Annotated in this window: 8 protein-coding genes and 1 pseudogene; 3 read left to right on the top strand and 6 right to left on the bottom strand. The window is 72.1% G+C overall.

Going from position 1 to position 11,723, the window contains the following annotated elements; all coding sequences use genetic code 11:
- Positions 1-746, bottom strand: a 746-nt coding sequence (locus tag AXW62_RS26385; RefSeq protein WP_143712761.1) for a cyclic nucleotide-binding domain-containing protein, incomplete at its 3' end; no start/stop codon positions are given.
- Between the two features lie 501 nt (positions 747-1,247).
- On the opposite strand from AXW62_RS26385, the gene AXW62_RS26380 reads away from it, so the two are divergent.
- Positions 1,248-2,108, top strand: coding sequence for a phosphatidylinositol-specific phospholipase C/glycerophosphodiester phosphodiesterase family protein (locus AXW62_RS26380; RefSeq protein ID WP_060946711.1), 861 nt, complete (start codon positions 1,248-1,250; stop codon positions 2,106-2,108).
- Positions 2,109-2,484: 376 nt separating this feature from the next.
- Here AXW62_RS26380 and dxs read toward each other — a convergent pair whose 3' ends face one another.
- Entirely contained in the window at positions 2,485-4,431 is a 1,947-nt protein-coding gene (gene dxs / locus AXW62_RS26375; protein ID WP_079115805.1) for a 1-deoxy-D-xylulose-5-phosphate synthase, read from the bottom strand.
- Between the two features lie 35 nt (positions 4,432-4,466).
- Positions 4,467-5,234, bottom strand: coding sequence for an inositol monophosphatase family protein (locus AXW62_RS26370; protein WP_060946709.1), 768 nt, complete (start codon positions 5,232-5,234; stop codon positions 4,467-4,469).
- A gap of 502 nt (positions 5,235-5,736) precedes the next feature.
- On the opposite strand from AXW62_RS26370, the gene AXW62_RS26365 reads away from it, so the two are divergent.
- On the top strand, positions 5,737-6,225 hold the full coding sequence (locus AXW62_RS26365) for a GNAT family N-acetyltransferase (RefSeq protein ID WP_174556435.1): 489 nt from the start codon (positions 5,737-5,739) through the stop codon (positions 6,223-6,225).
- Here the strand turns inward: AXW62_RS26365 and AXW62_RS26360 are convergent.
- Both AXW62_RS26360 and xylB read right to left on the bottom strand, forming a co-directional pair.
- On the bottom strand, positions 6,206-7,504 hold the full coding sequence (locus AXW62_RS26360; RefSeq protein WP_060946707.1) for an ROK family transcriptional regulator: 1,299 nt from the start codon (positions 7,502-7,504) through the stop codon (positions 6,206-6,208). The two genes, AXW62_RS26365 and AXW62_RS26360, sit on opposite strands and share 20 nt — an antisense overlap.
- Positions 7,505-7,555: 51 nt before the next feature.
- Positions 7,556-9,013, bottom strand: coding sequence for a xylulokinase (gene xylB / locus AXW62_RS26355; protein ID WP_060946706.1), 1,458 nt, complete (start codon positions 9,011-9,013; stop codon positions 7,556-7,558).
- A gap of 125 nt (positions 9,014-9,138) precedes the next feature.
- On the opposite strand from xylB, the gene xylA reads away from it, so the two are divergent.
- Complete coding sequence (gene xylA, locus AXW62_RS26350) at positions 9,139-10,311, top strand: xylose isomerase (RefSeq protein WP_060946705.1); 1,173 nt, start codon at positions 9,139-9,141, stop codon at positions 10,309-10,311.
- A gap of 81 nt (positions 10,312-10,392) precedes the next feature.
- Here xylA and AXW62_RS26345 read toward each other — a convergent pair.
- Positions 10,393-11,412: pseudogene (locus tag AXW62_RS26345) on the bottom strand (pectinesterase family protein); the annotation flags it as partial.
- Between the last annotated feature and the right edge of the window lie 311 nt (positions 11,413-11,723).

Raw genomic sequence — 11,723 nt, 5'->3', positions numbered from 1 at the left:
TCCGCGAAGGTGCCGGGCAGGACCGGCTCGCCCGAATGCCCCGAGGCCAGGGCGATGTCCGCCTCCCCGTGCTCGTTCCGCTCGGCCTGCGGGGCCGAGCGCACCGCCTCCACATGCGCCCGCAGCCCCGGGGAACGGTCCAGCTGCTCCTCGAACTCCTGCCGGGGCAGGGCCAGCACCGTGCACGACGTCACGGCCTTCACCGTGATGCCCCAGGTGCCCGCCTCGGCGGCGGTCAGCTCCGGCTCCCCGAGGTGGTCGCCGCCGGCGGCCGAGCCGACCACCGCGGGGTGGTCGAAGGCGCCCTCGGCCAGCTTGTCGACCTTGCCGTGGGCGATGAGGAGGAGCTCGTCGGCCGGGCGCCCGGCCTCCACCAGCACATCGCCGGGCGCGAACTCCCGCTGGGTGAAGCGGTCCGCCAGGGCCTCGAGCACCGCGGTGTCCTCGAATCCGCGCAGCAGCGGCAGCTCGCGCAGCTCGACCGGGATGACCCGCACCGCGGATCCGGTGCTGATGAACTCCACCCGGCCGTCGCCGAGGGTGTGCGACGCCCGGCGGTTCACCCGGTAGGAACCGCCCGGAACCTGCACCCACGGCAGCATGCGCAGCAGCCACCGGGAGGTGACGCCCTGCATCTGCGGAACGGATTTGGTCGTCGTCGCCAGATTCCGCGCGGCCGCCGTGCCGAGACTCAAGGGCGGCTGTGAAATCTCGGTACCGGAACCCGGTGCAACGGACGTCGTCATCGTGAATGCCCACCCATCCCTGTACGGACCCTGAAGAGAAATGCCGCTCGAGCAACTGCCAAGCTATCAGCGGATTTTGGGCGGTGCATTCACTCAAAAGAGTGCTCGGGAAAGGGTTATGGCGGCCGCGGTGGAGGGGTAAAAACTCCGATTGCGTCGGAGGCCGGACGGCCGCCCGGGCCCCGCCGTTCACCCGGCGCCCGCGTCCGTCCCGCGTCCGCCCCACGTCCGCCTCCGCCTCCGCCCCCGCCGCCGTCTCCGGGCCGGGTGCCGCGCGCCGCCGTCCCCGCATCCCGCACTTCGGGCCCCCGGGCCCCCGGCCTCTCGGCCCCCGGGCTCTGGCACTCCGCGTGCTCCGGCCCCCGGGAACGGCGAGGAAATGGCCGGGGACCACCCGTGGAACTCTTCGCACACCACTGCCCTTTGGGCGCGCGGCCCCCCGATACTCACTGCGTCCGTCGCGCATCCGGCGCCACGCCGGGACGAGAGCCGGGAGGCCCCATGGTCCGCCGTACACGCCGTGCCTTTGTCGTCACCCTCGGAGCCGCTCTGGCGGGCGGCGCGGCCGCGCCCGCGTTCGCGGGCACCCGCCTTCCGAAGGCCGAACGGCCGCTGGCCAGAGCCCACGCCCACAACGACTACGAGCACCCGCGTCCGCTCACCGACGCGCTCTCCCACGGCTTCGGCAGCGTCGAGGCCGACATCTGGCTGGCCGACGGCGAGTTGCTGGTCGCCCACGACGCCACCGAGCTGGACCCCACCCGCACCCTGGAGTCGCTCTACCTCGACCCGCTGGCCCGGCGGGTGAAGGCGGGCGGCGGCCGGGTCTACCCCGGCTACGGCCTGTCGCTGCAACTGCTGATCGACCTCAAGACCCCCGGCGAGCCCACCTATCTGGCACTGGCCAAGCGGCTGCGCCGCTACGGGCCCCTGTTCAGCGCCGCCTACGGCGGGGTCGGCGGCCGGGTGCGCCGCGGCCCGGTGACCGCCGTCATCTCCGGCGACCGCGGCGCACGGGCCCCCATGGAGGCCGAGAAGGTGCGCCACGCCTTCTACGACGGACGTCTGGAGGACCTCGGCTCGGGCGTGCCCGCCTCCTTCATCCCGCTCATCAGCGCCGACTGGACCAAGTCCTTCACCTGGACGGGAGCCGGTCCGATACCGGCGGTGGAACGCGCGACGCTGCGCCGCCTCGTCGCCTCCGCGCACGCCGCCCGGCAAGCCGTGCGTTTCTGGGCCACCCCGGACGTGGCCGGGCCGGAGCGCGACGCCCTGTGGCGTGAGCTGCTGGCCGCCGATGTGGACTACCTCAACACCGATGACCTGGCGGGGCTGGAGGCGTTCCTGCGCGGCGCCCACTGACGCGCCGTACGGCTCCCGGCGGCCACCGGCGGAACAGGCGGTGACGCGACGGGTTCCCGGGCGGACCGGCGGATCCGCGGAAGATGCCGTGGCGGCGATGTCACCGCACGTTCGGCTCCCGGCGTCCGCGCATGTCACCGACCTGGCTGGTGAAAACCAACCTGGCTGGTGAAAAGGGGTGCCCCTGATCGAGGAGCACCCCTTCCGCAGGACAACCTGTCTCATCTTCAGCAGGCTGTGTCACCTCGTCGAACGGCGCGCGTGGCCCAGGTTGCGACCGACCCGACGCGGGAACGCGCGGGTGTCGCACCTGACGTGGTCCGTGACGAGGACTCCGCTCCGCCGCGGCGGCGTACGAGGCCCGGTGGCCGCATCCTCAGGCGTTGTCGGCGATCGGCACGAGGTTGCTCGGGGTCCCCCCACCCCGGCGAAAGCCCCCGTTCTTGCCCGGGCCGAGGTCCACGGCGCCGTAGACGGCCTTGTGCAGGGCGTCCTCGGCGAGTCCCAGCTCCGCGAGGAGTTCACCGCGCGACCCGTGGTCGAGGAACCGCTGGGGAATCCCGATGACGTCGACCGGAACGGAGACGCGGGCATCGCGCAGTGCCTGCGTCACGGCTGTCCCCACACCCCCCATGCGTCCACTGTCCTCCACGGTGACGACATGACGATATCCACGGGCCAGCCGGATGAGCCCCTCGGGAACCGGCTTGACCCACCGCGGGTCGATGACCGTGGCGCCGACACCGTCGTCGGCGAGCCGGTGCGCTACTCGTACGCACGGGCCTGCCATGGCGCCCACACCGACGATCAGTACGGTGCGCCGCTCGGATTCGTACAGCACGTCGACGCCGTGCCTGCGTTCGAGGGCGGGCACGGCGGGCTCGACCGGGCCTTTGGGGAAGCGCAGGGCGGTCGGCGCGTCCGTGACGTCGACGGCCTCGCGGAGTTCCTCACGAAGGGTGTCGGCGTCCCGGGGAACGGCCACGCGCAGGTGGGGAACCATGTTGAGGAGGGACAGGTCCCACATGCCGTTGTGGCTGGCACCGTCACTGCCCGTGATGCCGGCGCGGTCCAGTACGAACGTCACGCCGCACCGGTGCAGGGCGACGTCCATGAGGAGCTGGTCGAAGGCCCGGTTCAGAAAGGTGGAGTACACGGCGACGACGGGATGCAGACCGGCCATCGCCATGCCGGCCGCCGAGGTGACCGCGTGCTGTTCCGCGATGCCGACGTCGAAGAACCGGTCCGGGTGGCGTTTGCCGAACTCGCCCAGGCCGACCGGACCCTGCATGGCCGCCGTGATGGCGGTGACGTGCGGGTTCTCCGCACCGATCTCGGCGATTTCCGCGGAGAAGACGGACGTCCAGCTCTGGGAACCGTCCGACGACGCTTCCCCGGTGCGGGAGTCGATCTTCCCCACGGCGTGGAACCGTTCGGCTTCGTCCCGCTCGGCAGGGCTGTATCCGCGTCCCTTCTCCGTGATGCAGTGCACGATGACGGGACTTCCGAACCCCTTGGCGAGGCGCAGGGAGTTCTCCAACTCGGTGACGTCGTGTCCGTCCACCGGCCCGACGTACTTGATACCCAGGTCTTCGAAGAGCGCCTGCGGTGCCACGATGTCCTTGAGCCCCTGCTTGACGCCGTGCAGGGCCCCGTAGACCGGATTGCCGACGACGGGCGTACGGTCGAGGATCTCCTTGCCGGCTGCCAGGAACCGCTCGTACGCCGGCAGGGTCCGCAGCGCCGAGAGGTGCCGCGCCAGCCCTCCGACCGTGGGCGAGTAGGAACGGCCGTTGTCGTTGACGACGATCACCAGGGGCCTGGAGTTGCCCGCCGACGCGATGTTGTTCAGAGCTTCCCATGCCATGCCGCCTGTCAGGGCACCGTCACCGATGACTGCCACCGTGCACCGATCGACCTCGCCGCGCAGCGCGTACGCCTTGGACAACCCGTCGGCGTAGGCGAGCGCCGTGGAGGCATGAGAGTTCTCGACCAGGTCGTGTGCGGACTCCGCTCGTGACGGATAGCCCGAGAGGCCGCCCTTCGTGCGGAGCGTGGCGAACATGCCCCGGCGCCCTGTGACGATCTTGTGGACATAGGACTGGTGCCCGGTGTCCCAGACGATGGAATCCTTGGGAGAATCGAAGACCCGGTGCAGCGCCAGTGTCAGTTCCACTACGCCGAGATTGGGACCCAGGTGACCACCGGTCTGTGAGACCTGCTCGATGAGAAAGGTGCGTATTTCCGAGGCAAGGCGTTCCAACTCCCCTTCGGACAGGGTGTGCAGGTCTTCCGGGGAGCTGATCTCGTTGAGCAGTTGCACCATGGGATTCCCTTTCTGCACCGTTTCCCGGGAGTTCACAGGTTGATGAGGGCGTGCTTCAGCCCCGCGACGACTTCGGGAGATCCCGCGAGGAAGGCGTCGATCTGCCCGGCCCGAACGGTTTCGCACTGGCCCCCGGCGGCCTTCACCAGAGCGATACCGGCTGCGATGTCCCAGATGCTGAGATTGATGCCGACGTAGCCGTCGAGCGAGCCGTCGGCCACCGAGAAGAGGTCGCAGGCGGCGGACCCCACCCAGCGCCAGTCCTGGACCTGGGCGACCAGGGCCGGCACGATCTGCCGCAGGGTGAACGCCCGTGCGGTGGCGTCGTGGCAGAGGCCGACCGCGACCAGGGCCTCGTTCACCCGGACCAAGGAGACCGACATCTGGTGTCCGGCGCTGGAGAAGACCCGGTCTCCTTCCGCCGCGGCCCAGTCGCCGTGAGCAGGCCGGACCACGGCACCCGCGAAGATCCCGTCGCGTGACTCGAGCCCGACCGAGACGGCGAAGTCGCGTCGCCCGTGCACGAAGTTCGTGGTCCCGTCGATCGGGTCGATCACCCACCGCAACCCAGAGGTCCCCTCCCGCGATCCGGTCTCCTCGGCGAGGATTCCGTCGCTCGGGCTTCGGTCCGAGAGGTGGCGGATGATCGCGCGCTCCGCTTCCTTGTCGGCGCGCGTCACGAGGTCGTAGCGGGCTCCCTTGCTGGTCACCGACGGGAGGAATTCCGCCGCGTGTTCATCAATGGCCTTGGCGCCTTCCTCGGCCGCCTCCAGTGCCAGGGCCGCATACGGTAAGTCCACGCTCCCCCGCGCAGAAGTGACCAGAGTTTTGTTTTCTCGCATCAATACCCCCGGAATCGGCGTGTGACCGAATGATTCCTTTCAGCGGCCATCCTTGCTCGCGGAATGATCGCGCACGGCTACTCGGGGTTACGTCACTGTAAACAGCCGTGATTGTCTCGATCTGTTTTCCCGGCTCGCGAGCACTTCCGGTGTGACGATTGAGCTTGCCAGGGGATGGTGGACGTTGCCTCGGGTCGCGCGCCGACGGGTTCACGTCCGATGCGTGGGATTTTGCCTCATATGATCCGGTGTCGATCGGCCATCGAGTTTGCTGGTGTCACCGTGGTGATTTCACGTCCGGATGCCGATGGGGTTGCACGCCTTTGCCTATCGCCATGGCAGGCGGTGCTGTCGCCAGGCCGGGGGCTCCGCGCGGGTCGAGGCCGCAGCCGGCCCGGGCCAGGCGCGGCCGTGAAAAACCGTTCGCGGGTCCGCCGGGCCCGCCGCCATCCTGGGCCGCATGATGATCAGGACCGCCACCGCCGAGGACTGGCCCGCCGTCTGGGCCTTCCTGCGCCGCATCGTCGCCGCGGGCGAGACCTACACCTACCCCCGCGACATCACCGAGGACCTGGCCCGCGACATCTGGATGCCGAAGCCCCCGAGCCGTACCGTCGTCGCCACCGATCCCGACGGCACGGTCCTCGGCTCGGCCAAGATGAACCCGAACCAGATGGGGCCCGGCGCACATGTCGCGGGGGCCAGTTTCATGGTGGCCCCCGAGCACGGCGGGCGCGGTGTGGGGCGGGCGCTGGGCGAGCACGTCCTGGAGTGGGCGCGCGCCGAGGGCTACCGGGCGATGCAGTTCAACGCCGTGGTGGAGAGCAACACCCGGGCGGTGGCGCTGTGGCGCTCACTCGGCTTCGAGGTCATCGGCACCGTCCCCGAGGCGTTCGACCACCCCACGAAGGGCCGGGTGGGGCTGCACATCATGCATCGCTTCCTCTGATCCCGGCCGGCGCACCTTCCCTGGCGGGGTCCCTGAACCCCGCCGGATCGTCGAGGACCGCCTGCACCACCGAACTGGCCGCGCCCAGCAGCGGACCGTCCGGGCCGAGCCGGGAGACGGTCACCGCCCCGCTGCCCGGACGGGCCGGGTCGGTGAGCCGCCGGCCCAGCTCCCGCTCCAGGGCGGGCAGCAGCCAGGGCGCCAGCGGCGTCAGCGCGCCGCCGAGCACCACCTTCTCCGGGTCCAGGAGGTTCACCGCGCCCGCGAGGGCGATGCCGAGCGCCGAGCCCGCGCCGCGCAGCGCCCGCCGCACCCGCCGATCGCCGCCCGCCGCCCGCACGGCCAGCAGGGCGATGCGGCCGCCGGGGCCGGGGTGCTGGGCCGTGGCCTGCTCGGGGGACAGGCCGCTCGCCCGCAGCACCGCCTCCTCGCCCGCGTACTGCTCCAGACAGCCGCGTCCGCCGCAGGCGCACGCGGGCCCCTCGGGGCGTACCGGCACATGGCCCAGCTCACCCGCGAAACCGTGGGTGCCGCGCAGCAGCCGTCCGTCGAGCACGACCGCGGCGCCGATGCCGATCTCGGCCGAGACGTGGACGAAGTCCCGGGGCGCCGGGTCGTGGCCGCCCCGCCACAGCTCGGCGAGCGCGCCCAGATTCGCCTCGTTGTCGACGGTCACCGGCAGACCGGGCAGCGCCGCGCGCAGCCCGGGGCCGATGTCCACCCCCTCCCATCCCAGATTGGGGGCGCGCACGACCAGGGACGCGTCCCGCGCCACCAGACCGGGCACCGCCACCGCGAGCCCCACCGGCCGCAGCCCGTCCCGCTCGGCCTCCGCCGCGACCTCGCCGACCAGGGCGGAGAGCTGGGCGAGCACCGGGGCCGGTGAACGGTCGCGGTTGGCCGACGCGACCTCCGCACGGGCCCGCACCCGCCCGGTCAAGTCCACCGCGCACACCGCGAGGTGGTCCACCCCGATCTCCGCGCCGAGCCCGGCCGGACCGCGCTCATTGAGCTGCAGGGCGCTGCCGGGACGGCCGACCGTGCCGGGTCGGGAGGGGCCCAGCTCGACCAGCAGACCGTCCCGGATCAGCTCGTCGACGAGCGTGGAGACGGCGGCCCGGGTCAGCCCCACCCGGGCCGCCACCGACGCGCGGGACAGCGGGCCGTGGGCGGCCACGGCGTGCAGCACGAGGGAGAGGTTGCGCCGGCGCATCGCCTGCTGGGTGTTGGGCAGTGGCGCTGCCACCTGAATCCGTCTCCTCTCGGCCGATCCGCTCATTGTGCCGGGCGGGTACGACACCGGGGCCGCCCGTCCGCCGCCGCGCGGCGCTCACGCGTGGCGCAGCAGCCCGTCCGCGTCGGACAGCACCCGGGAGAGCCGCTCCAGCGCCGCCTCGTCGCGGGGCACCGGATCGTAGGACGGCCCCTCGGCGGTGGACCAGCGCCGGGCCACCGCCGCCGGGTCCTCGCCCAGCACCAGCCCCGCGGCCTGGGCGGCGGCCCCGAGGGCGACCAGTTCCTCGGCCCGGGGCACCCGTACCGGGCGTCCGCTCAGCCGCAGGACCGTCTCCCGCCACGCCGTGCCCTTGGCGCCGCCGCCGATGAGCAGCAGCGGGGCGTCGGGCGACGCGTCCTCGTCCAGCACCTGGTCCAGCGCGGTGAGCAGGGCGAAGACGGCGCCGTCGTAGGCGGCCTGGAGCACCTGGCCCGGTGTGGTGTCGTGGCGCAGACCGTGCAGCAGCCCGGAGGCGTGCGGCAGGTTGGGGGTGCGCTCACCGTCGAGGAACGGCAGCAGCACGGCCGAGCCGCCCGGCTCCACCGCCTCCCGGTCGCGGCCCAGCAGCGCCGCGATCCGGTCGACCGCGAGCGTGCAGTTGAGCGTGCAGGCCAGCGGCAGCCACGCGTCACGCGTGTCGGCGAAGCCGGCGACCACCCCGGTGGGGTCGGCGGGCCGGTGCACCGAGACCGCGTAGACGGTGCCGGAGGTGCCCAGGCTCAGCACCGGCTGTCCCGGGCGCAGGCCGAGCCCCAGGGCGGCCGCCATGTTGTCGCCCGTGCCGGTGGCCACCAGGGCGCCGGTGGGCAGCGGCAGATCGGGCAGCTCCCGCACGGTCCCGGCGGCCTCGCCGTGGCGCAGCACGCGCGGCAGCAGCTCGGGGGAGAGCCCGACCAGGTCCAGGATCTCCTCGTCGTAGGACTCGGTGCCCGAGGCCCACCAGCCGGTGCCCGAGGCTTCGCCGCGGTCGGTGGTGCCGTAGCCGGTGAGTCGCTCGGTGAGGTAGTCGTGAGGGAGCCGGACGGCCGCGGTGGCGCGGGCCGCCTCCGGCTCGTTCTCCATGAGCCAGGCCCACTTGGTGACGGTGAACGACGTCGGGGGCACGCTGCCGGTCCGCTCCGCCCAGGTCTTGGGGCCGCCCAGCTCCTCGATGAGCCGGTCGCGCTGCGGCGCGGAGCGCACATCGTTCCACAGCAGGGCGGGCCGCACCGAGCGCCCCGAGGCGTCCAGCGCCACCAGACCGTGCTGCTGACCGCCCACGGAGACCGCGGCCGCCTCCCGGGCCGGGGTCCCGCACTGGCGCAGTGCCTCGGTCAGCGCCTCCCACCACTGCTCGGGGACGGACTCCTTACCGGTGCCGTCGTCGCCGACGACGACGGTGTGCGGGGCCTGCCCCCGGGCGACGACCTCACCGGTCGCGGAGTCGACGACGAGCGCCTTGGTCGACTGCGTGGAACTGTCCACGCCGACGACGAGCGGTCCTTGTGGCACGGGCACGGCTGCTGCTGCCATCGCGCGCTCTCCTTGTGTCCTTGGGTGGTGCGGTGTGCGGGTGTGCGGGTTGAACGGGGCTTCCCCGGAATGCTCGCGCATACTAATTTGTAAAGCGCCATGACGAAATAGGCGAGGGAGCCGTGATGAGCTACAACCCCACCCCCGAGGACAGGTTCACCTTCGGACTGTGGACGGTCGGCTGGCAGGGCCGGGACCCGTTCGGGGACGCCACCCGCCCGGCGCTCGACCCCGTGGAGTCCGTGACCAGGCTCGCCGAACTCGGCGCGTACGGCGTGACCTTCCACGACGACGACCTCATCCCCTTCGGGGCCTCGGAGGCCGAGCGCGCATCGCACATCAAGCGCTTCCGGCAGGCCCTGGACGCGACCGGGATGACCGTGCCCATGGCCACCACCAACCTCTTCACCCACCCCGTCTTCAAGGACGGCGCCTTCACCGCCAACGACCGCGAGGTGCGCCGCTACGCGCTGCGCAAAACCATGCGCAACATCGACCTCGCCGCCGAGCTGGGCGCGAAGACCTATGTGGCCTGGGGCGGCCGTGAGGGCGCGGAGTCCGGCGGCGCCAAGGACGTGCGGGCCGCGCTGGACCGGATGAAGGAGGCGTTCGACCTGCTCGGCGCCTACGTCACCGAGCAGGGCTACGATCTGCGCTTCGCCGTGGAGCCCAAGCCCAACGAGCCGCGCGGCGACATCCTCCTGCCGACCGTCGGCCACGCCCTGGCCTTCATCGAGCGGCTGGAGCGGCCCGAGCTGTTCGGCGTCAACCCCGAAGTCGGCCACGAGCAGATGGCCGGGCTGAACTTCCCGCACGGCATCGCCCAGGCGCTGTGGGCGGGCAAGCTCTTCCACATCGACCTCAACGGCCAGAACGGCATCAAGTACGACCAGGACCTGCGGTTCGGCGCGGGCGATCTGCGGGCCGCCTTCTGGCTGGTCGACCTGCTGGAGACGGGCGGCTACGAGGGGCCGCGCCACTTCGACTTCAAGCCCCCGCGCACCGAGGACATCTCGGGTGTCTGGGCCTCGGCGGCGGGCTGCATGCGCAACTACCTCATCCTCAAGGAGCGGGCGGCGGCCTTCCGCGCCGACCCGGAGGTCCAGGAGGCGCTGCGCGCCTCGCGCCTGGACCAGCTGGGCGAGCCGACCCTGAACGAGGGCGAGACACCGGCGGCGCTGCTCGCGGACCGCACCGCCTTCGAGGACTTCGACCTCCAGGCTGCCGCCGAGCGCGGTATGGCCTTCGAGCGCCTGGACCAGCTGGCCATGGACCATCTGCTCGCCGCACGCGGCTGACCGCGTCCGGCCGCCGGTCCCGCCCCCGGGGACCGGCCGCCGGTCCCGCCCCCCGGGGACCGGCGGCCGGGGTCCATCGGCTCAGGACGACGGCTGCCAGCCGCCGAGCCAGTCGGCGATCTCGTAGTCCGCGGCCTGGGCGTCGGTCAGCTGCGGCCGGTCGGTGCTCGCCGCACCGGAACCGGCGCCGGTGTTCTTGTACTCCGCGAAACGGTCGTCCTTCCAGGAGAAGCCGCTCATGTCCGTCCAAGGCGTGGTCTTGATCGCGGCTGACAGATCCGTATTGCGCACGATCGCCTGCGGATCGAGGCTGGCATCGCCGCCCGCGTGCCAGGGGCGGCCGAGGTAGAACGACCGGCTGCTGACGTCCCCGGTGACATCGCTGTTGATGAACAGGAAGCCCTTCTTGCCGGCCGCCGTCGAGGGCGCCGCGACGCAGCCCCCCGAACTGCCGTCGTAGCGCTTGACCAGCCGGATCGCCGATTTGTTGATGACGGCGGAGGCACGGCCGAAGACAAAGTCGACATTCCCCTGGATCCAGGCGTTGTTGACGTACACCCGGCCGGTCTTGTCCTTGCTCGCGGAGTCGAGCAGCAGGGTGTCCTGGTCCCCGATCGCCGCGATGTTGTCCAGGACGATCCGGTCGCCCGCGGTGCGCAGCGCGACCGCCTGCTTGTCGGTGATGCCGCCGGCGGCCTCGTCGAAGTCGTTCACGAACCGCAGATTCCGGGCTTGGAAGTCATCGGCCTCGACGGCGACGGTCGCGCTGCCGCTGGTGCCGTAGGTCCCTCCGCCGGGTTTGGGGGTGCCGGAGGCGTTGTTGTAGACGATCGTCACGTCGTTCCTGCCGCTCGTGCTGGACACCAGCCGGATGTGCGGCTTGTTGGAGGGGATCTTCACCGTCTCGCGGTACGTCCCGGGTTTGACGGAGATGGTGACGGCGGACGGGTTGTTCGCCGGTACCGCGTCGACGGCCGCCTGCACGGTGGTGTAGTCGCCGCTGCCGTCCTTGGCCACCACGATGGTGGCCGCCGCAGCCGCGGGTGTGGCGGCGTGGGCCCGGCCGCCCTCGCCGAGCCGGCCGGAGGCCGGGGCGGCGGCGAGCCCGAGGCCGGTGGCCAGGACCAGGGAGCCGATGAGCGGAGCGGGGCGGCGGCGCCGGGGGCGCCGGGGAGTGAGGGCCACGGTCGTGACTCCGTCCCGTGGAGGCGTGCCGAGGGGGTTGACGCCTTGAGGTCTCCACGGTCCGGCCAAAGTTGCCGCCCCGCCGCCCGCCCGGCGGGCCTTCCGGCCCGTCCCGTCGTCCGTGGCCGGTCAGGCTGTTCCCCGCGCCGGGCGGGTCCGCGGGCACCGGCCTGGCAGGCGGCCCGTCCCGCCTGTCCGCCGTCGTCGGTCGCGGGGGACGGGCGGGA

The organism is Streptomyces hygroscopicus subsp. hygroscopicus, from assembly GCF_001553455.1.
Lineage (GTDB): Bacteria > Actinomycetota > Actinomycetes > Streptomycetales > Streptomycetaceae > Streptomyces > Streptomyces hygroscopicus.
The sequence above is the reverse complement of the archived record's forward strand: the minus strand, read 5'-3'. Positions and strand labels throughout refer to the sequence as shown.

Bases quoted from the DNA above. Each gene is read 5' to 3' on its own strand.
- xylB (WP_060946706.1), bottom strand. From the start codon at position 9,013: ATGGCAGCAGCAGCCGTGCCCGTGCCACAAGGACCGCTCGTCGTCGGC.
- AXW62_RS26360 (WP_060946707.1), bottom strand. From the start codon at position 7,504: ATGAGCGGATCGGCCGAGAGGAGACGGATTCAGGTGGCAGCGCCACTG.
- AXW62_RS26380 (WP_060946711.1), top strand. From the start codon at position 1,248: ATGGTCCGCCGTACACGCCGTGCCTTTGTCGTCACCCTCGGAGCCGCT.
- xylA (WP_060946705.1), top strand. From the start codon at position 9,139: ATGAGCTACAACCCCACCCCCGAGGACAGGTTCACCTTCGGACTGTGG.
- AXW62_RS26365 (WP_174556435.1), top strand. From the start codon at position 5,737: ATGATGATCAGGACCGCCACCGCCGAGGACTGGCCCGCCGTCTGGGCC.